Source organism: Bacillus sp. JJ675 (assembly GCF_036963165.1).
Taxonomy (GTDB): domain Bacteria; phylum Bacillota; class Bacilli; order Bacillales; family Bacillaceae; genus Bacillus; species Bacillus glycinifermentans.
Map to the genome: position 1 here is coordinate 51,201 of NZ_JBALMR010000040.1, position 21,867 is coordinate 73,067.

General features: G+C 48.2%; 20 protein-coding genes, 1 tRNA gene and 2 pseudogenes. 9 read left to right on the top strand and 14 right to left on the bottom strand.

Features of this window, described 5'->3' with window-relative positions; genetic code table 11:
* Positions 1 to 68: 68 nt before the first annotated feature.
* Together slrR and V7126_RS10915 are read left to right on the top strand one after the other, a co-directional pair.
* On the top strand, positions 69 to 527 hold the full coding sequence (gene slrR, locus V7126_RS10910) for an HTH-type transcriptional regulator SlrR (protein WP_046131057.1): 459 nt from the start codon (positions 69 to 71) through the stop codon (positions 525 to 527).
* Positions 528 to 921: 394 nt separating this feature from the next.
* Positions 922 to 1,446: an NAD(P)H-dependent oxidoreductase gene (locus tag V7126_RS10915; RefSeq protein ID WP_175075567.1), complete on the top strand. Its 525-nt coding sequence runs from the start codon at positions 922 to 924 to the stop codon at positions 1,444 to 1,446.
* A 39-nt stretch (positions 1,447 to 1,485) separates the two neighbouring features.
* On the opposite strand, the gene V7126_RS10920 is transcribed toward V7126_RS10915, so the two are convergent.
* From V7126_RS10920 to V7126_RS10960, 9 genes and pseudogenes are all read right to left on the bottom strand, one after another.
* Positions 1,486 to 1,974, bottom strand: coding sequence for an MFS transporter (locus V7126_RS10920; RefSeq protein ID WP_335497585.1), 489 nt, complete (start codon positions 1,972 to 1,974; stop codon positions 1,486 to 1,488).
* Between the two features lie 61 nt (positions 1,975 to 2,035).
* Positions 2,036 to 2,839, bottom strand: a pseudogene (locus V7126_RS10925) (MFS transporter); the annotation flags it as partial.
* Entirely contained in the window at positions 2,840 to 3,790 is a 951-nt protein-coding gene (locus tag V7126_RS10930) for a phosphoglycerate dehydrogenase (protein WP_335497586.1), read from the bottom strand.
* Positions 3,791 to 3,817: 27 nt separating this feature from the next.
* Positions 3,818 to 4,816 carry a 4-hydroxythreonine-4-phosphate dehydrogenase PdxA gene (pdxA, locus tag V7126_RS10935; RefSeq protein ID WP_175075570.1) on the bottom strand — a complete coding sequence of 333 codons (999 nt, stop codon included), beginning with the start codon at positions 4,814 to 4,816 and terminating at the stop codon, positions 3,818 to 3,820.
* Between the two features lie 3 nt (positions 4,817 to 4,819).
* On the bottom strand, positions 4,820 to 6,100 hold the full coding sequence (locus tag V7126_RS10940; protein WP_236809556.1) for a four-carbon acid sugar kinase family protein: 1,281 nt from the start codon (positions 6,098 to 6,100) through the stop codon (positions 4,820 to 4,822).
* Between the two features lie 3 nt (positions 6,101 to 6,103).
* Positions 6,104 to 7,270, bottom strand: coding sequence for an iron-containing alcohol dehydrogenase (locus V7126_RS10945; protein WP_175075574.1), 1,167 nt, complete (start codon positions 7,268 to 7,270; stop codon positions 6,104 to 6,106).
* 13 nt (positions 7,271 to 7,283) lie between these two features.
* Complete coding sequence (gene dapA / locus V7126_RS10950) at positions 7,284 to 8,171, bottom strand: 4-hydroxy-tetrahydrodipicolinate synthase (RefSeq protein WP_175075576.1); 888 nt, start codon at positions 8,169 to 8,171, stop codon at positions 7,284 to 7,286.
* Between the two features lie 147 nt (positions 8,172 to 8,318).
* Positions 8,319 to 10,037, bottom strand: coding sequence for a PrpR N-terminal domain-containing protein (locus V7126_RS10955; protein ID WP_175075578.1), 1,719 nt, complete (start codon positions 10,035 to 10,037; stop codon positions 8,319 to 8,321).
* A 99-nt stretch (positions 10,038 to 10,136) separates the two neighbouring features.
* Positions 10,137 to 10,460 carry a winged helix-turn-helix transcriptional regulator gene (locus tag V7126_RS10960; RefSeq protein ID WP_175075579.1) on the bottom strand — a complete coding sequence of 108 codons (324 nt, stop codon included), beginning with the start codon at positions 10,458 to 10,460 and terminating at the stop codon, positions 10,137 to 10,139.
* A gap of 178 nt (positions 10,461 to 10,638) precedes the next feature.
* On the opposite strand from V7126_RS10960, the gene V7126_RS10965 reads away from it, so the two are divergent.
* The 4 genes from V7126_RS10965 to V7126_RS10980 all read left to right on the top strand — a co-directional run bounded on the left by V7126_RS10965 (position 10,639) and on the right by V7126_RS10980 (position 15,773).
* Positions 10,639 to 11,730, top strand: coding sequence for an NADH-dependent flavin oxidoreductase (locus V7126_RS10965; RefSeq protein ID WP_175075581.1), 1,092 nt, complete (start codon positions 10,639 to 10,641; stop codon positions 11,728 to 11,730).
* 347 nt (positions 11,731 to 12,077) lie between these two features.
* Positions 12,078 to 13,529, top strand: a complete 1,452-nt coding sequence (locus V7126_RS10970) for a glycoside hydrolase family 68 protein (protein WP_175075583.1) — start codon at positions 12,078 to 12,080, stop codon at positions 13,527 to 13,529.
* 86 nt (positions 13,530 to 13,615) lie between these two features.
* Positions 13,616 to 15,145: a glycoside hydrolase family 32 protein gene (locus V7126_RS10975; protein WP_046131843.1), complete on the top strand. Its 1,530-nt coding sequence runs from the start codon at positions 13,616 to 13,618 to the stop codon at positions 15,143 to 15,145.
* Between the two features lie 196 nt (positions 15,146 to 15,341).
* Positions 15,342 to 15,773, top strand: coding sequence for an SMI1/KNR4 family protein (locus V7126_RS10980; RefSeq protein WP_046131842.1), 432 nt, complete (start codon positions 15,342 to 15,344; stop codon positions 15,771 to 15,773).
* Between the two features lie 51 nt (positions 15,774 to 15,824).
* Here the strand turns inward: V7126_RS10980 and V7126_RS10985 are convergent.
* Positions 15,825 to 15,900 (bottom strand) — tRNA-Arg (locus V7126_RS10985).
* Positions 15,901 to 16,149: 249 nt separating this feature from the next.
* Here V7126_RS10985 and clpP point away from each other — a divergent pair.
* Positions 16,150 to 16,731: an ATP-dependent Clp endopeptidase proteolytic subunit ClpP gene (clpP, locus tag V7126_RS10990; protein ID WP_046131841.1), complete on the top strand. Its 582-nt coding sequence runs from the start codon at positions 16,150 to 16,152 to the stop codon at positions 16,729 to 16,731.
* Positions 16,732 to 16,788: 57 nt separating this feature from the next.
* Here clpP and V7126_RS10995 read toward each other — a convergent pair whose 3' ends face one another.
* Together V7126_RS10995 and V7126_RS11000 are read right to left on the bottom strand one after the other, a co-directional pair.
* Positions 16,789 to 17,388: a DJ-1/PfpI family protein gene (locus tag V7126_RS10995; protein ID WP_046131840.1), complete on the bottom strand. Its 600-nt coding sequence runs from the start codon at positions 17,386 to 17,388 to the stop codon at positions 16,789 to 16,791.
* 28 nt (positions 17,389 to 17,416) lie between these two features.
* The gene (locus tag V7126_RS11000) at positions 17,417 to 17,992 is read right to left on the bottom strand and encodes a TIGR00730 family Rossman fold protein (protein ID WP_046131839.1); all 576 of its coding nucleotides are present in this window, start codon (positions 17,990 to 17,992) and stop codon (positions 17,417 to 17,419) included.
* A 112-nt stretch (positions 17,993 to 18,104) separates the two neighbouring features.
* Here V7126_RS11000 and V7126_RS11005 point away from each other — a divergent pair, with 112 nt between their 5' ends.
* On the top strand, positions 18,105 to 18,428 hold the full coding sequence (locus V7126_RS11005; RefSeq protein ID WP_046131838.1) for a MazG nucleotide pyrophosphohydrolase domain-containing protein: 324 nt from the start codon (positions 18,105 to 18,107) through the stop codon (positions 18,426 to 18,428).
* The gene (locus tag V7126_RS11010; protein ID WP_046131837.1) at positions 18,425 to 19,402 is read left to right on the top strand and encodes an HD domain-containing protein; all 978 of its coding nucleotides are present in this window, start codon (positions 18,425 to 18,427) and stop codon (positions 19,400 to 19,402) included. Before V7126_RS11005 ends, V7126_RS11010 begins: the two co-directional genes overlap by 4 nt.
* Positions 19,403 to 19,440: 38 nt before the next feature.
* On the opposite strand, the gene V7126_RS11015 is transcribed toward V7126_RS11010, so the two are convergent.
* A complete protein-coding gene (locus V7126_RS11015; protein WP_175075776.1) occupies positions 19,441 to 21,060 on the bottom strand; it encodes a SulP family inorganic anion transporter in 1,620 nt (539 codons plus the stop codon).
* A 24-nt stretch (positions 21,061 to 21,084) separates the two neighbouring features.
* Positions 21,085 to 21,671: pseudogene (locus tag V7126_RS11020) on the bottom strand (beta-class carbonic anhydrase).
* Positions 21,672 to 21,867 lie beyond the last annotated feature (196 nt).

The following is a 21,867-nucleotide window of genomic DNA, read 5'->3' on the forward strand; positions in this document are numbered from 1 at the left end:
AATTTATTTCTTATAATGAACAAGAAAGCGTTTAAATCGAATGGTGAAGGGGAAGGGGAGGATTTAGTATGATCGGGAAGGTCATCCGCATGTACCGAAAAAGAAAAGGCTACTCCATCAACCAGCTTGCAGACATAGCCGGCGTTTCAAAATCGTATTTAAGCAAGATTGAACGCGGAGTTCACAGAAACCCTTCTGTCGAATTTCTCAAAAAAATCTCCCAGGCGCTGAAAGTGGAGCTGAAAGAGCTGTTTGATACAGAAGTGATCCTTTACCGTCGGGCCGAACATGATGAGGAATGGAGAACCCATTTGGTAGAGGCTGTTCAGGCGGGGATGAACCAGGAAGAACTGTTTCAATTTACACACCGCCTCAGGCAGCAAAAGAAAGAACGGACCTTTTACCGAAGCAGACAGATTACACAAGCCAATATCGACGACTGGAGAGCGCTCATGACAGAGGCGAAGGAACTGGGGTTAACGATTCAGGAAGTGAAAGCATTCTTGATGAGGACACGAAACAGTTAGGACAGCACTCATCCATATTACCTGCATAAAACGGAGATCATTGACTTTGATCATTCTGAATCTTCAAATGATCGCAAAAACAATCCAATACAAAATTACCAAACATTCGGAATAGTCGTATTACTAAATCGAGCGAATGACATGCGTCTTTAGCTCCGTTTTCACCTATTTGTTTTATTTACCGAACCTTTGATTTCATGACAGGTCTTTAAAGACTTTTATATATAATGAAGAAACTCGGTTTTTGATTCCCGGACACCAGGCAGCCGGCTGAAACAAAGTGACTTTTGTCATCGGCAGATTTGATTAGAAAGAGGCGGCTGTGCATATTTGTTGAATCGCTCATCCCACATCGATTAAAATGAATAAAATGGAAAAGAAGGTGATGAATATTATGAAAGTGTTGGTGCTGGCGGTTCACCCGAATATGGAACAATCCGCGGTGAACAAGGCATTTGTCGAAGAATTGAAAGGCGAGCCGAATATCACGGTACATGAGCTGTATAAAGAGTATCCGGATGAGGTCATTGACGTGGAAAAAGAGCAGCGCCTTTTGGAGGAGCACGACCGGATTGTGTTTCAATTCCCGCTGTATTGGTACAGCTCGCCGCCGCTTTTGAAGAAATGGCTGGATCACGTCCTTCTCTACGGATGGGCCTACGGATCAACCGGCAAGGCGCTCCAAGGGAAAGAATTCATGGTTGCGGTTTCTGCCGGGGCCGGTGAAGAGGCCTATCAGGCCGGCGGTTCAAACCACTATTCGATCAGCGAACTGTTAAGGCCTTTTCAGGCTACAAGCAACTTCATCGGCACTACATACCTTCCGCCGTACGTCTTCTATCAAGCGGGCACGGCCGGAAAAAGCGAGCTTGCTGAAGGTGCGAAACAATACAGGGAGCATGTGCTGAAATCATTTTAAATGAGAGAACGCCCGGCCGCTCATGAGCCGGGCTGTTCCTTATACTTGAATCTGTTTCACTTTTCCCAATAGGAATAGATAATTTAAAATGGCAACGATGATCAAGGCAGCCGAAAAAAGGAGCGCCGGCACGAAAGAACCCGTTGCGCCGACGATGAAGCCGGTGATGATTGGTCCGACGACTCCGCCCATATTAGAGACTGTATTTTGAATACCGGCAACCATCGATGTCATATTTTTCGGCGCCACATCCCCCGGAAGCGCCCAGACTTGGGACGCGGCAACGGTCGTTCCCGATTTCGCTACACAAAGAAGGATGACGGCCAAGATAGCCGAATCTGCAAAAGCGGCAAAACCGATGCACGAAGCCATGGCAAGCCCGATAATTAAAAACAGCTTCCGGACAGCTGTCAGCGACAGTTTTCCCTTTGCATATATCCGGTCGGACATCCACCCGGCTCCGACTTCGACGACCATTGCAGTCAAAAGCGGGAGAGACGCCATGATCCCCATTTCGATTAAATCCATGCCCCTTTCTTTGACAAGGTANNGTCGGCAGCCATGTGATAAAGAAGTAAGAATTATAATTGATCATAAAAAATCCGATGCACATCGCCCATATGTTGCGATATTTAAATAGCTGATACCACTTCAGCGGCTGGCCGCCGCCCGTTTCTTCCGTGTGAGCCTGCCCTTCCCTAATATGGGCAAGTTCAGCCTCATTGACGCGCTTATGATCGGCGGGATTCTCCTTAAAGAAAATCATCCAGACAATTCCCCACACGATGCCGACAAGTCCGATCAAAAGAAATGTCAGCTTGCAGTCAAAGACCGCAATCATCCAGGCGATCAAAGGCATTGCAACAGCTCCGCCAAACTTTGACCCGCTGTCAAAAATTCCGGCTACTGTCGCCCTTTCTTTCTTCGGAAACCATTTGGCGGCGATCCCCGCATTGCTCGGATATGCAGCAGCCTCCCCGACTCCTAGTGCGACCCGCAGCCCGAGCAGGGATTTGAAGCCTGTCGCAAGCCCCGTCAGCGCCGTAGCAACAGACCACCAGACGACCGCAAAACCGAGCGTTTTTTTCTGGCCGTACTTGTCGGCCGCCCAGCCTGAAGGCAGCTGCAGCAGAGCGTACGACCAGAAGAAACCGGACATGATGATTCCCATTTGGCCGGCTGTCAAGTTGAACTCCTCTGTAATATAGGGAGCAGCAGCCGAGAGCACTGTCCGGTCAATATAATTGATGGCAATGGCAGCCCACATCATAAACGCGACAACCCAGCGTACATTCGACTTTTTTTGAACCGGGTGATTCAACATGTTATCCACCTCATCCCTTTTGTAGAAAACGCTTTCAAATCTTGATGCAGGGCATGAATAAAAACACATTCACAGCCCGTTGACGACAAACTCCGGTTTTTGTTTGTCGATCAGTACACTGGCAATGTTTTTGACGCATATCATGCCAAGGTTCTGTACGGCATCGCGGGTGTACCCCGCGATATGCGGCATGGCGATAAAACGGTCCAGCTCAAAGAGAGGGTGCTGCTTCAGCGGTTCGGTTTGATATACGTCAAGCGCAGCCCCTGAGATGCTCCCGTTATCCAAGGCGTCATATAACGCACGCTCAGACACGATGCCTCCCCTTGAAGCATTGATCAGATAAGCCGTTTCTTTCATGGCGGCTAATTCTTGTTCGCCGATCATGTTTTCAGTTTCGGCTGTCAGCGGCATATGAAGCGTGATAAAATCGCTTTCTTTCAAGAGCTGATCAAGCTCTGTGAATTGGATGTGATGATCGGCTGCGAATGCACGATCGGGAAATACATCATAGGCTAAAACACTCATATTGAAGCCTCGCGCCCGTTTGGCGACTTCTTTTCCGATCATGCCAAGTCCGACGATGCCGAGCGTTTTGCCGTAAACGTCAGATCCAAAAATCCTCGGCCAATTTCCTAGCTTTGTTTCCCTGTCGGCCGCGGGAATCTGCCTTGCAGCCGATAGCATGAGGCCGAATACAAAATCTGCGACTGCATGTTTGTTGGCGTTAGGGGCATTCGTCACCCAGACGCTGCGCTCTTTCGCAGCGTGCAGATCGATATTGTCAACGCCGACGCCATGTTTGCAGACGATTTTTAAAGAAGGGAGACGATCCAGGACATACGGCGTAATCTTGTTAAACGCCACGATCGCGGCATCCGCTCCTCCTGCCGCTTCAATGAACTGCTCCTCGGTTATATCTGCAGGAAGGCGTTCGAGCGACATGCCCCTTTTTTCCAAAAACAAGACGGGATCATCAGAGTATTTCGCAAATGACGGTGATGTACATACAACTTTCATGAGATGCACCAACCTTCTTTCATTTTTCTACGATTTGGGCGCAAGCTCAGCGGCTGACCGCAAAGCAGCGAGCATGCTTCTTTCATCGGCTTTGTTCTGCCCCGCAATGTCAAATGCGGTTCCGTGGTCGACAGAGGTGCGAATAATCCCGCCGTTTAATCCGACCGTAATGTTGACGCCCTCTTCCAGCCCGAGGACTTTGACCGGAATATGCCCCTGATCATGGTAGCAGGCTACGACAAGGTCAACATCTCCCCGAACAGCCTTGTAAAACAGTGTGTCTGCGGGGTATGGGCCGTCGGCATCGATTCCCTCGGCTGCCGCCTGCTCGATCCCCGGAAGCAATTGCCGTTCTTCTTCGCCGTTTCCGAACAGCCCGTTTTCCCCTGCATGAGGGTTGATTCCGCAAACCGCAATTTTCGGCAGTTTGAATCCGGCTCTTGTCAATGTATCATGTGCGAGACGGATGACTTTATAGGTCCGCTCCGGCGTAATCGACTGAATCGCCTCAATCAGCCCTTGATGCGTTGTCAGATGAATCACCTTCAGTTTTGGCGAAGCCAGCATCATGCTGTAGTCGGTTGTATTTGTTAAATGAGCGAGAATTTCCGTATGCCCCGGGTATCGGTGTCCGCCTTTATGCAGCGCCTCCTTATTTAACGGTGCTGTGCAAATCGCTTGAATACAGCCTTCTTGAGCGAGTTCAACCGCTTTTTTCACGAAATGAAAAGCGGCGTTTCCGGCTTCAGCCGATACCTTTCCAACTGGCAGGTTTTCAGGCAGCAGATCGATATCGAGACAATCGATCTTTCCATGTACAAAACCGCACTCGTCCGGATGCATCACCTGGTTAATGACAACCTCTGATCCGATTTGGACGGCGGCTTTTTTCATCATTTTCATATCGCCGATGACGAGCGGCTTGCACATGTCATACACTTTGCGGGATTTGAGAGCTTTTGCGATAATTTCCGGACCGACGCCTGCCGCGTCGCCCATTGTAATGCCGATAACCGGTTTCTCCATTGTTTATCCTCCTTGTAGCTTGATTGCCGCATTTGCCATCACCGACCGGGAGCCAAAATTTCCGGCCTTTGTCACAATGTACAAATCGTCTCCGGCTGCTCCCAGCGGAACGCCTGGCTCTACTTCGTCCAGCAATCGTATCTCATGGACGCGAAGCTGACGCAGCACTTGGTATGCCGTGTCACCTCCGGTTAAAAACAGCCGATTCACATGAAAAGCTTGAATCAGCTCGCCCGCCAATTCGCCAAGTGCGCCGGACACCGCATTGCTCGTTTGAACCGGGGTGAATCCGCGGCTTTCACCGATCTTCTGTGTCTCTGCTGCATTATCCGAGGTGCAGAGGACGATGTGTTTCGAACGGCGCCGGACGTCCGCCGCCCTTTCCTTCAGCCGTTCGAACTCGTTTCTTTTCTCAGCTTCGCCGCACAGCACGCGTTCTGATCTCAGTTCTACTTTTTCAGCCAAACGTGCGGCAAATAGCTCCTGAAGCTGTTTCCTCCCCGTCGGGCTCATGCTGCCGACGACAAACATAACCGGTAAACCGGAAGAGGGAACGGTTTGCCCGAGCTTCCTTTCTTTCAGATTGAACGCTTTAGGCAGACAGCTCATCAAGCCCGCCGAGCCGGCCAAAATGATAGAATACGGCAAACTCCGCAGGATAAACGCCAGATCCTGCAGATCGGATTCATGAACCGAATCAGCCGTGACATACGAAATCCCCTTCGCCCGAAAGCGTTCCAGCTTGTTTCGGACATGCCCGTCTCCGCGGCGGATGTCTTCATATGATAGATGCCCGCTCTTTTTTCGAGTCTGCTTTTCTATTAACCTTTGAATATTCGATTCTGCTACAGGCGTTTTCGGATCGTTCGCCGCTTCGGTTTCTTCCAGCTTTGCGCCGTTCACATAATGGACGCCGCCGATGACCTGGCGTCCGTTTTGGGGGTATCCGGGAGCCACCAGCACGAAATCCGGCTGAAACACTTCGGACATCGCTTGAAGTTCGGCTCCGATATTTCCCCTCATCGTGCTGTCAATTTTTTTGTAGACGATATCAAACGATTGCCGGGAGATGTGTTCACTGATGTTTTTCACAGCCGCCTTCGCCTCTGCGGCTGACAGCGATCTGCTGTCCGTATTGAAAATAACGGCACCGTCCGTTTCCCGTCTGGTGAATTCGGCGTCGAGTTTGACGGAAACATCCATCCCGTAATGAACCAGCTGGCCGCTGCAGTCGTTCGCCCCTGTCAAATCATCCGCGATGATTGCAATTTTCAATGTCTTCATCCTTTAGTTGATTAGTTTTCGATAGATATCTTTTATATTTTCCAAGCTGAGCGGTTTCGGATTGTTATGAAGCAGGCGCGTCACTTTTGAAGCTGAGTCGGCTAAATCGTCCACATCGCTTGCGGTTACGCCGTACGCTTTTAAATTTTGAGGAATATTCAGCCGCTTCGTCCACTCTCTTATTTTCTGCACAACGGCCTCAGCCGCTTGTTCAACGGTCAGATCAGAGGCGGTGATTCCCATCGGTTCAGCGGCAAGAGACAGCCGTTCTGTAATGGCATCCATATTAAACTCCATCACATGCGGAAGGAGCATCGAATTGGCGACACCATGGGGAATTCGGTATTTCCCCCCAAGCGGATAGGCAAGGGCGTGAACGGCAGCAGTTCCTGCGGCCGTCAGCGCCATGCCGCCATACATCGAACCGAGCAGCATGTTTTCTCTCGCTTGTATCGATGAACCGTTTTCATATGCTTCCACAATGCTTGCCGAAATCAGTCTGATGGATTCTAAAGCGAACATATCGCTGATCGGGTTTGCTTTCGTCGAAATGAACGATTCAAGCGAATGGGTGAACGCGTCCATTCCGGTAGCCGCCGTAATCGGTTTTGGCAATCCAAGGGTGATAACCGGGTCAAGAATGACCAGCTTCGGCAACATCAGCGGACTGACGATGCCGACTTTCAATTCCTCTTCGGGAAGCGTAACGATTGCGTTCGGCGTCACCTCTGCGCCCGTCCCAGAAGTACTTGGAATCAGCACGGTCGGGATTCCCGGCTTTTCGACCAAATCAGTCCCGAGCAACTCCTCGACCCTTTTCGAATTCGTTTGCAGCACGGACAATATTTTCGTTCCGTCCAAAACGCTGCCTCCGCCGATTCCGATGAGAATGTCGTATCGTTTCTCACGGATGCCTCTAAATACATCTTCAATATTTTGAACGGTCGGTTCCGGCGATATGGCTGTGCAAACATCTGACTGGATGCCGATCTCTGTAAGCTGAGCCTGTACTTCGCCGATCGTGCCGAGCTTGACGATCGACGGCTGGGTAATAATCAGGGCTCTGTCCGCCTTCGGCACAATCGTTTTTACATGATCTTTCAGCCGGCGGATCGAATGTTCGCCTGCGACGATATGAGCGGCCGTCCGAAATTGATAATTCGCTGGCATTTTTGAAACCTCCCTATTTTGATTGATAGTAGGCGACCATTTTTTCGACCTCCAAGAGCGCCGGACCGGTCAGCTCTTTGACGGGCGCTTTCGGCGGGCCTACAGGGATCGAATAAAGCTCCACCGCTTTTTTCAGGGCCGCCGGGATCGTTCCTAACCGAAACGTATCGCGAAGCGGCTGAAGCTCCCTCTGGGCAGCCTCCGCCTTTTCAGTCTCACCCTCTGTCCAATGGCGATAAATCGACGTCACGATATCAGGGAGCATATTTGCCGTTGCTGCGACTGCTCCCGCTCCGCCCGCTTGAAGCGTCTTCAATATGAGCGAATCGGTGCCTGCAAAAACGGCAAAGTCTTCTTGTTTCGTCTGCTCGATATACTTCTGTATGTTTTCAAATTTTCCGCTGCTGTCCTTAATTCCGACGATATTATCCACTTTTGCAAGCTCTGCCACCGTTTCCGGTTCTAAATGGAAACCTGTTTTTGAAGGGATATTGTACAAAAGGACCGGAAGTGAAACGGATGCCGCGATTGTTTTATAATGCGCCACCGCTTCTTCCTGTGTCGGCGGGATAAAGAACGGCGTGATGACCGACAGCGCATCTGCGCCAAGCCTCTCCATTTCCTTAGAAAGCCAGATCGTTTCTTCTGTACTGTTTCCCCCGCTCCCTACCATGACGGAAACGCGTCCGGCTGTCTCTTGAATGATGATTTCTGCAACTTTCAGCTTGTCTTCGATGTTGAACATATGAAATTCCCCGTTGGTACCCAACGCAAAAAGCCCGTGTACATGAGCATCGATCAAATGGTTCGTCAACTGTTTCAACGCCGATTCATCAATGCTTTGATCTTTTGTGAGCGGTGTCAGCATGGCGGGATAAATCCCCTTTGGTACGAATCCCATGATTGCCTCCCCTTCCTGTAAAGCGTTTTCAAAAACGATTATATACATAAATGTTTCAATAATCAACGTTATTTATCTAAATAATTTTTATTTAGCGTTGCATATTAAAACAAACAAAATAAAACACCCGGCTAAACCGGGTGTTTATCAATGCGGCGATTTCAATTTTCTCCAAAGCGTCGTTCTGTTGATGCCGAGCCTCTCCGCTGTTCTTGTTTGATTGTTCCCTTCTTCGGCATAGATTTTTTGAATGATCCTTTTTTCGATCTCTTCGAGCGTTCCGGATAGATCGATGTCTTCTCTTTCTTCTTCGTTCAAGCGGCACAGGACCCGTTCAGCGTCAGCTTTCTCGATATAAACGCCCTGCGCTTCAAGAACACAGTTTTGGACCGCTTTTCTCAATTGGCTGAGGTTGCCCGGCCATTTCGCTTCTTCAAGCAGAACACCAGCTTCACTTCGAAAGCCGACGATTTGTTTGCCGAATGCCTCATTGCTTTCTGCAATAAATTGATAAGCCAGATATAAAATATCCTCTTTTCTTTCGGAAAGAGGGGGAACGTCCAGTTCCAAATGACAAAGCGCATCATATAATTCATTTGAAAATTCCCCGGCGCGCCTGCGGGAAGAAGAAACGATCAGCCTCGGCCCATCATACGGTTCGCTGATCCGCCTGAGCAAAAGCCGTTGCGAGGACAGCGGCATGCGATCGACTTGTTTGATGTATAGCGTTCCTCTCCCTGAAAAGAATTCTTCGCTTTCACACGCTTGCTCCCATTCTGCTTCAGACAGCAAACCGGCATCGATTTTTCGAAACGGCTCATGCTTGTCCTCACCCTTCATATGGATCAGCCCGGCCAGGCTCTCTTTCCCTGAGCCGGGCGCTCCGTTGATCCATACGGGTTCCCGCCTTGCCGCGAACAACTCCGCTTTTTTCAGCACCTGCTGCATCGTTTCATTCCTCGATGTTTCCATATAGCTTGTCCGCAAAGGAGAAAGAATCGCTGCACCGGGCAACGAAGAAACGCGAACATCTTTTGCTTTTTCCGCGGTAAATACGGTCAATGCCTCGTCTGATGCGAAAAACCTGCGCCCCGTGATATTCCATGTCCGCCCATGCTTTCGGAGTCTAAAATGGATGATTCCCTTCTTTTCCGCTTCCCCGATCAGCTCTTCCAGATTATCCAGCAAGCCGATATGTTCGGCAAATACGCCGTTTTGAAAAACCTGCCGCAATGTCTTGTTATATACTGCATAACCGGTTTCGGCCTTTTGTAAAATGTGATACGGCACAGCGTACTTCTGCTTGATGCCCTCTAAAAAGGAATACAGTTTTTTAGCGTATGCAAAAGCTTTGGCAATGCTTTCTTTTCCGGATGTCAAAAGCAGTCCGTTTAAACCGAGCCGCTCTGCTTTCTCAATTGTGATCACATCGCCGATAATGATCTGATAGCCCTGTTCTTTGAGCTGAAGAAGCACCGGTTCAACATCGCGTTCGTCTGATACGGCGTAGGCATCGATCCGGATATCCAAAATTTCGCACACTGCCGACGCGCCATCGGCAATCATCGGAAATCCGACAATTGCCGCCTTGCCGGGATAGCCCTTGGCAAGCGTAAGCACACGCAGCATATCGTATCCCGACACTTCGATATCCACAACCGGTATGCAAACTTCTTGCTGGATCAGCTCAGCGGTTCCACCTCTGCTGATAATCAAATCAGTCCCGTTTGCTTCCGCTTGTTTCGCCAGCTCCACGCCCTTCTCTAAATCTCCGGAAGCCGCCTCGAATTCAAAATCCTCGCCGCCGGCCAATTGAATCATCAGCTCTTTCAATCCTTCATAAGGAGCAATTGCCATCACTTTCATATTCGATCACCTTTTGTTGCAAATTTAAACATATTAACACTATACCAAAAGGCAGAAATATTTGGAACTGCAAAACGAAGGCAAAATAAAAAGGCTCCATTACGGAAGCCATTTTTCTCCCCAGCTGGCCATCTCCTTAAATACGATGTGGAACTCTTTTCCTTTTTCTGTTAAGGCATACTCGACAGTGACCGGAACCGTTGGGAACACCCTGCGGGAAATCATTCCGTTTTCTTCAAGGTGTCTTAAAGTATCCGTTAATCCCTTTGTGTTGACGTTGCCCAAGTTTCTTCTAAGTTCGTTGAAGCGCCGCTTCCCTTTTATCAATTCAGCCAGAACAGCAAATGACCATTTTCCCGACAGAATATGGAGTACATCGTGAATCAAAGAAGAGCATTCCTGATACCGCACAGCCGAATTCATAAGCAAATCCTCCTTGCTTCGCTGATCAATTTTGACTAATCCTATCACAGGAATGTAAAGGTATCAAGACAAATGTACTGCAGTTTATTTTTGTAAAGCATATATAAAAAAATTGCGTTCTTGTGAAGCCTCCCGGTGATTGTTATTGTTATTGCTATATCGAAAAGGAGGAAAAAACATGAAAAAACAATACGCTTCATTATTCACGCCCTTTACTTTTAAAAACGGCATCCAATTGAAAAATAGGATGATCATGCCGCCAATGGGGCATTCATCCTCAATGCCGGGAGGATTCATTTCTGATGACGAACTCGTCTATTATGCCGCGCGGGCAACAGATGTCGGGATGGTCATCACATCAGGAACAACCATACAGCCCCGAACCGGATTCCCCGGCGTCCCCGGAGCTGAAAACGATGATCAAATCCCGGGACTTACCCGGCTTGCAGCCACTTTAAAGAAACATGGAGCAAAAGCGATCCTGCAGCTCTTCCATCCTGGAGCCAAAGGTATAGAGCGGACAGTCAGCGCCAGCGCCGTCGCTCCAAATCCGGATGCACCGGTGCCAAGGGCACTATCTGAACAAGAGATTCAAGAACTGATCCATGCCTTCGGCCAGGCGGCGCGAAGAGCGATAGAAGCCGGGTTTGACGGAGTAGAAATTCACGGCGCGAACGGGTTTCTCGTCCATCAGTTTTTCTCACCTTATTACAACCGGCGCAATGACAGCTGGGGCGGCACTTTAGAGAAACGGATGAGGTATCCGCTTCAGATTATAGAAGAAATCAGACGCGTAGCGGAAAACTGCCATAAACCATCCTTTATCATCGGTTACAAGTTTTCGCCCGAAGAGCCGGAAACGCCCGGAATCACGATGGATCAAACGCTGTCTTTCGTCAATGTACTGCGGGAACAAGCATTGGATTACCTGCACGTTTCTCTGATTGATTTCCGGTCTTTTCCGCGCCGTGGTGCAGACAAATCCCGCACGCGGATGGAACTGATCAAAGAAGCGGTCCAAGACCGCATCCCCCTAATCGGAGCAGGGAAAGTTCGCGCACCGGAAGATGCCGTTCAAGCGCTGAAAACAGGAGCCGATCTCATCGGAATCGGCCGGGGCCTTCTGATGGATCCGGAATGGCTTCAAAAAGTTAAAGCCGGAAAAGAGGACGATATTCAAACAACCCTGTCAAGACATGACCAGAGAAAGCTCATGATGCCAGACGCTTTTTGGAAAAGCATCCCGATGTATATTGATTTCAATGATTAAAGATTTTGCCTCCTTATACAGACTATAGATTCATATAAAAAAGGTGTCTTTTATCTTAAAATAAATGCCGTTTTCAAAAAAATGTATAAGGAAAAAGGAACTTAGACCTGTTGAGTCTATGACCCGGGTATATTAGAATGATGATAATTCAATAACGTCGGGATTGTTACTGTGCTTTAGCAGGCAAGACCTAAAATGTGTGAAGGGCAAAGTCTATCTTTTTGCCGTTATGACCTTACACATTTTAGGTCTTTTTTCTGTTCCGGCGACATCTGGAGGTGACTGACAACCAAAAAGATCGTTTTTGAAAGATTGACCTATCACGATCATGAAAGGAAGGAATTTTGATGAACATCAAAAAAATCGCAAAACAAACAGCAGCCCTAACCTTTGCAGCCGCACTGCTGACAGGAGGAGCAACACAGGCTTTTGCCAAAGAAACCGAAACGAAAGATTACAAGAAGAGCTACGGAATTTCGCACATTACAAGAAATGATATGCTGAAAATTCCTGAACAGCAGAAAAGCGCACAATTTAAAGTCCCTCAATTCGATCCGGCATCCATCAAAAACATTCCTTCGGCAAAAGGATATGACAGCTCAGGAAAATTAATCGACTTAGACGTTTGGGACAGCTGGCCGCTGCAAAATCCTGACGGCACAGTGGCAACGTACCACGGCTACAATCTCGTATTCGCCTTGGCGGGAGACCCGAAAAACGTCGATGATACATCGATCTACCTGTTCTATCAAAAGAAAGGCGAGACATCGATCGACAGCTGGAAAAACGCCGGCAGAGTGTTTAAAGACAGCGATAAATTCATTCCTAACGATCCGTACCTTAAATATCAAACACAGGAATGGTCAGGTTCTGCCACATTAACAAAAGACGGAAAAGTCCGACTGTTTTACACGGCGTTCTCCGGCTCGCAATACGGCAAGCAAACGCTGACAACGGCTCAAGTCAATTTCTCTCAGCCGGATTCAGACACTCTCAAAATTGAAGGCGTGGAAGACCATAAATCGGTCTTTGACGGCGCCGACGGAACGGTATACCAAAACGTCCAGCAGTTCATTGACGAAGGAAACTACAGCTCAGGCGACAATCATACGATGAGAGATCCGCATTATGTCGAAGACCACGGCCATAAATACCTCGTGTTTGAAGCAAACACAGGCACAAAAACCGGCTACCAAGGCGAAGATTCTCTATTCAACAGAGCTTACTACGGCGGAAACAAATCGTTCTTCAAGGAAGAAAGCACCAAACTGCTTCAGGGACCGAAGAAAAAAGACGCTGAATTGGCAAACGGTGCGCTCGGAATAGTTGAATTAAACAATGATTACACCTTGAAAAAAGTGATGAAACCGTTGATCGCTTCCAATACGGTGACAGACGAAATCGAACGCGCCAACCTCTTTAAAATGAACGGCAAATGGTATCTGCTCACAGATTCAAGGGGCTCAAAAATGACGATTGACGGCATTGGTTCAAAGGATATTTATATGCTCGGCTATGTATCAAATTCTCTGACCGGGCCATTCAAGCCATTAAATAAATCCGGACTCGTACTTCATATGGATCAGGATTACAATGACATCACATTTACTTATTCACACTTTGCCGTTCCGCAAGCGAAAGGCAATCAAGTTGTGATCACAAGCTATATCACAAACAGAGGTATTTCGAACGAGCATCACTCCACATTTGCGCCAAGCTTTTTGCTAAACATCGAAGGGTCAAAAACATCCGTCGTTCAAAACAGCATTCTGGCGCAAGGACAATTAACAATCGATTAATAAAGCGAAAAAGAAAATGCCGGTCGCAATCGGCATTTTCTTTTCGTGTGTCATCTTATAACATAAAGTGAGGAATTTGCTTGAATATGAAAGTATATCAACGGATAAGCGTTTTTATCTCTTGTCTCGGGGTTTTCACGGCAATCCTGCTGCCGGCCCGCGAGACGGAACAAAAGGGAGAAATCCGAACCGTCGCATCACACCGTGCCGCGTTTCATTTGACGGCGCCGGATAAATGGAAAAACGATCCCCAAAGGCCCGTCTATATGAACGGACAGTACCACTACTATTATCTTTACAACCGCGATTATCCGGACGGTGGCGGAACGGAGTGGCGCCATGCGGTATCAAGCGATCTGGTGCACTGGAAGGACGAAGGAGTTGCCATTCCGAAATATACAAACAAAAACGGTGATCCATGGTCCGGATCAGTCGTCGTTGATTCAAAGAACACGGCGGGCTTTGGAAAAGGAGCGGTCATTGCGATTATGACCCAGCCGGCATCAGACAGCGGCCAAGAAGAACAGTTTTTATGGTACAGCAAAAACGGCGGAAAAACGTTTACTCCTTACGGGGACGACCCGGTTTTGTCAAATCCCGGTACGGTGGATTTCAGAGATCCAAAAGTAATCTGGGATGAGCAGGATCAAAAATGGGTAATGGCGCTGGCGGAAGGAGCGAAAATCGGTTTTTACGAATCTCATAATTTGAAGAAATGGCGGTATACAGGAGGATTTCTCACGCAAAACATCGGCACGGTCGAATGTCCAGATCTCTTCATGATGCGGGCAGACGACGGAACGTATAAGTGGGTGCTCGGCACGAGCGCCAACGGCAAGCCTTCAGGCAAACCGAATACGTATGCATATTGGACAGGCACCTTCACCGGAAAGGAATTCAAGGCCGATCAAGAAGAACCGAAATGGCTCGACTACGGCTTTGACTGGTATGCCGGCGTGACCTTCGAAGACGGCGAGTCCAGCGATCAATACGACAAGCGCTATGCCATGGCCTGGATGAATAATTGGGATTATGCAAATGATACGCCGACGCAGAATGACGGCTTCAACGGGACAGATTCGATCGTCCGGGAGATTCGCTTAAAACACGACGGCGGGAATACATACAGCCTCGCATCGCAGCCTATCAGCCAATTAGACCAATTAACCGTTTCAACCGATGAGTTTGAAAAAATCGAAGTCAACGGGTCAAAAACGCTGTCTGTCAAAGGAGATACCTACATGCTTGACGCAGATATCTCCTGGTCTGACGCTAAAAATATCGGATTGAGGCTCAGGGAATCGGCTGACGGAAAGCGCCACATTGATGCGGGAATATGCGCGGAAGACGGATACTCTTATGTGAACAGAGGCTTTACGAAACAGCCCGACAAAAGCCGCACTTACATTGAAAGCAAAGCGCCGTTTGATGCAAACAACAAAAAGGTCCATGTCACGATCATCGTCGATAAAACAACGGTGGAAATGTTCGTTGACGACGGCCGGGTTGTTCATTCAAATCAGGCTTTTCCCGGCTTGCACGATCAAGGCATCACCCTGTTTGCCGAAAACGGGATAGCCGTTTTTGAACATTTGAAAATCAAACACTTTCAGTGACACTCAGCGAAAAAAGACAAGGGCATGATGAAACCCTTGTCTTTCCCCTTTTTTCCTTCAATCCGCGCCCAGTCTGTTTCAATTTCTCTCCCTGATGATGCGGGATCCGAGTGGAGCGTATTTTTATGTATTGCATCACGCTTCAAATGGATGTAAATGATTAAAGCTGTTAAAATGGTCCTGCGGGGGGATTCAATTGGAAACATACAAAAATAAAATTAGGCAACTGTTAAAAGAGCATCATCGTGAACATACGTTTGAAAAGCAAAGCGAAGAAGACATTCAAGCAACTGAAAAAGAGCTTCAAGTGACATTTCCTCAAAGCTTCAGATGGTTTTTAAAAGAGTTCGGCGGCGGCGGCCATGAACTTGATATCAACGGATGCCGTGACATCTTGGCGTACCATCATTCATTCAAGTCTTTTCGTATTCCAAAAGGGTATGTCATCATCCAGGATGTTGATGAATACTGCTATTGCCTTGATACCGAAAAGATGAAGGACGGAGAATGTCCGGTCGTCAATTGGAGCGCGTACGAAGAAGGAATCTATCATATGGCAGATCACTTCTACGAATTTATGTTGGACGAAATTAAAAATGCGATAGACAATGATTGGTTTGATGTATAAAAAAACAAGGGCGGCACCATGCCAAACCCTTGTTTCCCTGACTTTATATGACGCGCTCGGAGGGATTCGAACCCCCGGCAGACGTGGTACCGGAAACCACCGCTCTATCCAGCTGAGCTACGAGCGCACGTTATGTTCTTTATGCGTCAGCAATGATTATTATACTCGATCTTCTTTCAAATTTCAACCTTTTTTCTTATCATGCAAAACGTACTGAAGAAATTTAGATTTCCGCATGCCGTTTGAATCTTTGTCATTTTGGGAAAAATGGTACACAGATCATAACGTTTGGGGAAACGCTTTTTGTTTGACCTTTATTGACCAAAAATGTATGATTAAACTACATACTTACCTTTTAAGGTGAAGGAGGAGCATTATGAATTTAATACCTACAGTCATTGAACAGACGAATCGCGGGGAAAGAGCATATGACATCTACTCACGCCTGCTGAAAGACCGCATCATTATGCTAGGGTCGGCAATCGATGACAATGTTGCGAACTCCATTGTATCACAGCTTTTGTTCCTTGAAGCGGAAGATCCTGAAAAAGATATCAGCATCTACATTAACAGCCCGGGCGGCTCCATTACGGCCGGTATGGCGATCTATGATACGATGCAGCTTATTAAGCCGCAAGTCTCCACGATTTGTACGGGAATGGCGGCATCCATGGGTGCGTTCCTTCTTGCTGCAGGTGAGAAAGGGAAACGCTATGCCCTTCCAAACAGTGAAGTGATGATTCACCAGCCGCTCGGCGGAGCTCAAGGTCAGGCGACTGAAATCGAAATTGCCGCAAAACGCATTCTTTCATTGCGCGACAAGCTGAACAAAATTCTTGCGGAACGCACTGGACAGCCGCTTGAAATCATTGAGCGCGACACTGACCGCGACAACTTTAAATCGGCTGAAGAAGCAAAAGAATACGGCTTAATCGATAAAATCCTGACGCGCAGGTAACGACGCGCTGAAGTATAGGGCAAAAAGAGCTCCCGGGGTTTCCCCGGAGGCTCTTTTTTATGTTCCGAACGGGCTGTCATACTCCATCCGCTTTGCCGTTTGCCGTGCCGTTTCTTCCCCAAGCAGCCGTTTGATGATATGGAAAGACATATTGATTCCGGCGGAAATCCCCCCTGAGGTGACGATATTTCCTTCATCAACGAATTTCACGCCCCGAACCACGTTCACTTCCGGAAACTCCTGCTCGAGCCTGTCATAGCTCGCCCAATGCGTAGTCGCGCTTTTTCCGTTTAATAAACCGGTTTTTGCCAGAAGGAGCGCTCCCGTACATACGGACAGCAAAAGCTCTGTATGTCCGGCTTCTTTTTTGATCCAGCCGGTGAGCCGTTCATTGTAAACTTCACGGTTTCGCGCGCCGGGGCCGCCGGGAACGATCAATATGTCAAAATGCGGGGCATTCCCGATTGAGAAATCAGGCACGACCGTCAATCCGTTTCTTGCCGTCACCGCTTCTCCTGTTTCCGAGATCGTTTTGACCTCAAACGGGCGCTCTTCTCCGCTGCCCGCAGTTACTGAAAAAACTTCAAACGGTCCGGCGAAATCGAGCACTTCCACCTCATCAAACAGCAGCAAACCGACATTCCGCTTCTTTTTCATATCCCCGTCCCCCTTTGCCTTATGTATTCTATAATTCTTTCCACTTTTTCTCTAACACCGGATAACGATATTCGTTCATCTGGTCGATCAATTGCTCATGGTTTGATGATGCATAGATCAGCTTCAGGTGCGACTCGTTTGAAAAGCCTTCTTGAACGCTGTGCTTCAGCATTTCGAGCAGCGGCTCAAAGTACCCGCTGATGTTATAAAGCCCGATCGGTTTTTGGTGTATGCCGATTTGCGCCCAGCAAAGCACTTCAAATAATTCTTCAAAAGTGCCGAATCCGCCGGGCATGGCGATAAACCCGTCAGAGAGTTCCATCATTTTCGCTTTGCGTTCATGCATTCCGCCGACTTCCACCAGCTCTGTTAAACGCTGATGGACGACCTCGCCTTGAAAAAGGCCCTTCGGCATGACGCCGGTCACTTCACCGCCGTTTTCCAGCACGGTATCGGCGATCACACCCATCAATCCCATCCTTGAACCGCCGTATACGAGACGGAGTCCTTTCTCGGCTATGTAAGCCCCGAGCTCTGCTGCTTTTTTCTTGTATTCCGGGTTTTCACCCATATTTGACCCCGAATAGACGCATACCGTTTTCATTCAGCTCACTCCAACTCAAGATATTGATTAAAACAACTAACATTGTACTATATATTGTTTGTTCCGTGTGCGATAATATAAATGAATTTTTTTATAATGGGAGTGTATCGTCATGATAACAGAAGCAGAACAATGGACGAAAGAGTTTTATCAAAAAAGAGGCTGGAGCGAGTACGGCCCTTTTATTAGAATCGGTTTTTTAATGGAGGAGGCGGGCGAGCTGGCAAGAGCCGTCAGAGCCTATGAAATCGGCAGGGACCGTCCCGATGAGACGAAGCGCTCCGCCGGCGAATTAAAGCGGGAACTCGTCGAGGAGATGGGTGATGTGATGGGGAATCTGATTATGCTTGCAGGAATGTATGACATATCCCTTGAAGACATGATGGCAGCACACCGGAAAAAGCTGACAGAGCGGTTTAAAGGTGAAACATCGTGAAGATCAATGACCGCCTGTACGGAGAAGCCGATGTAGAGCCCGTGCTGGACGAGCTCATCCGCTCAGGAGGCGTTCAGCGGCTTAAAGGAATCCATCAAGGCGGGGCGAGCTTTCTCGTACATCCCGGGTGGAATGTCACCCGCTACGAACACAGCCTCGGTGTCATGCTGCTGATCCGAAAGCTTGGCGGAAGCCTTGAGGAACAAATAGCCGGTTTGCTCCATGATGTGTCACATACGGCATTTTCCCATGTGATTGATGATGTATTTCAAATGGAAAATGAAGATTACCACGAACAGATCTTTTCCGGATGGGTCAGACATTCCGACATACCGGATATTCTACATACATACGGATTCAGCCACGAGAAGTTACTATACGACGACAGCAAATGGACGCTTCTGGAACAGCCCGCTCCCTCCTTGTGTGCAGACCGCATCGATTATACGCTGCGCGACTCCCTTGCCTACGGCTTTGCGAAGAAGGACGAAATTGCGGAGTTTATCGAAACCGGACTGATCGTTTTTGAAGGGGAAATATGCTGCACTTCCACCAGCGCTGCCGAATGGTTTACGCGCCTTTATTATCGGGAAGTCGTCGATTTTTTTATGCACCCGTTAAATTTGTACGGACTGAAATTGGTGAGCAAAGTGCTGAAGCAGGCGCTCGAGATGCGCTTGATCACGAAAGACGATATTCTCAAAACAGATGATGAACTGATTGCGGTCTTAAATGAAAGCCCCGGCCTCAAAGGCGAACTGAAAAAGCTGAGCACGGCGAAACAGCGCGTCAAACAAGGCGGACCAAACGATTTCACCTTTCATCAAACATTGAAAAAGAGGCTGATCGATCCGAAAGTGATCCAAGACGGCAGAAAAACACCCGCCTCCACCCTTTCCGAGAATGTGCGCCAGATGACGGAAACCGCTGCCGATGCAATGGAAAAAGGGGCTTATGTGAAAGTGAGCCTGTGAAAAACCGCCTGTTCACAGAACAGGCGGCTTCGTTTTTACTATGTGATGTCAAAGATTTGCTCAGGGCGATCGACAAAGTGCTGCTTGCCGATTTTATGAAACAGCCCCGTTTTATGAAGAAGCTCCCGCGGCTGTGGCTGGAGTCCGACGATCATGACCTTCCCGTGTTGCTGGTGCACACGGTTGACGATCGTCATCAGGCTTCCTTCGGCAGATGAGTCCATATAGTCGACTTTATTCATCAGCAGGATCAACAGTTTTGGCATATGCTTTTTATTTAAGATCGAATCCTCCAAGGAATTGGAAGAACCGAAAAACAGCGGGCCTTCAACCGTGTAGATGCTGACTGACCGATGAAACGTTTTCTCCTCTGCAGAAGCCGCAGCCGGAACGAGTGACTCGGCTGCATCTTTTTTAATGCGGAACGATTGGCTCATCCTTGCGATAAAGGTGACGATCGCCAATAAAATGCCGCCGGCTACCCCGAAAACGAGATCCTGCCACACCGTTAACAGAAACGTAACAACGAGGACGACAGAATCAGAATTTTTGAGCCCCAAAATGTTGGCAAACTCTTTTCGTTCGCTCATATTCCAGGCGACTACCATCAAAATCGGCGCCATGCTTGCAAGCGGGATAAGGGATGCATACGGAGCAAACAACAGCAGCACGAGCAGAACGAATACGCCGTGGACCACGCCTGATACCGGCGAAGCAGCGCCTGTCCTGATGTTTGTCGCCGTGCGGGCGATCGCTCCGGTCGCCGGTATGCCGCCGAAAAGCGGCGCAGCCATGTTGGCGATTCCCTGTCCGACCAGCTCTTTGTTGCTGTCATGCCTTGTCCCTTTCATGTTATCGGCGACCATCGCTGACAGCAGCGATTCGATTCCCCCCAGCATTGCTATCGCCAAAGCCGGCGGCAGCAAATATATGATCTTTTCCAGCGATAGCTCGGGGAATTGGAAGCTCGGCAAATTGCGCGGTATTTCCCCGTAAGCAGAGCCGATTGTCACTACTTGTTCGGGAAAAAGCGTCGCCGCCATCAGCGTTGATACCAATAAGCCGGCTAGCGCTCCGGGAACTTTAGGCAGAACCTTCGGAGTGAACAGCACGAAGAAGAGCGATACGACGGCCGTCAAAATGCTGTAAAAGCTGAACGTATCTAAGTTGATGACAACCTCTCTCATATTCATATAGAAGCTTTCGTGCTTTTCAACATCTCTCAAGCCCAAAAACTTGGCGATTTCCCCGGTAAAAATGATGACCGCGATTCCGGCGGTAAAGCCGATGATCACCGGTCGGGGAATAAACTTAATGATCTTGCCAAGCTTCAGCAGCCCCAAAATGACCAATATCGCTCCTGCCATAAAACCGGCGATTAATAAATTTTCGAAGCCGTATTGCAGAACGATCCCGAATAAAATCGGCACGAATGCGCCCGTTGGCCCGCCGATCTGGTATTTGGAGCCGCCGAGCAGCGATATTAATATACCGGCCACGATCACAGTGTAAAGACCGTGCTCCGGCTTCACGCCGGAGGCGATGGCAAACGCCATTCCGAGCGGAATTGCGACGATCCCTACGACCATCCCCGCTACGATATCTTTTTGAAATCGCTTTAGGTTATAACCTTCAAATCTGCCGGAAAAACGTAGCATGTAATGACATCCTCCCCTTCATGATCAACCCGTATTTCCTGAAAGCGAAACATTTTTCTGACCATCTTCTACAACTTCCAAACAGCCTGTCTTAGGATCGATAACCAATCCATGTACCGGAACGTCTTCCGGCATAAGCGGATGATTCCGCACCATTTTCACGCTGTACTTGACACTGTCTTCAACGCTGTCAAAGCCTGTCATCCACGAATCCAAATCGATGCCAGCATTTGCAAGCAGCTCCAGGCACTCTGCCTTCACCCCGCGCTGTCTGGCTTTTTCAAAGATCGCTGAAGCATTCAGACTCGCCATGCCGCATTCGTGATGCCCGATGATACAGACCTCTTCTGCTTGCAGCTCATATACGGCTACAAGGATGCTCCGCATCACGCTGCCAAAAGGATGAGAAACAACGGCCCCTGCATTCTTAATGATTTTTGCGTCTCCATTTTTCAAACCCATGGCATGATGGAGCAATTCCAATAATCGGGTATCCATAATGTCAAAATCACAAGTTTTTTCTCGGGAAATTTCGTCGTTTCGTAAAACTCGTATTTCTTTTCCTCTACAAAAGACTGATTGTGCTTCAAAATGGAAGATAAGTTAGCCATTTCTCTCACTCCTTTTCATAGTCATGTGACCTTGAATTTGTTGCACGTATGATTTATAGCACATGGTTTTTGAATTTTGGTTCGATTGCGAAAATTCACTAAAAATGTACTGAAATTTAATACATCACATTTTATATCTTTCTAAAATAATAAAATCTACGCTTTTGTCCGCCTATAAAAACACAATTAAAAACGA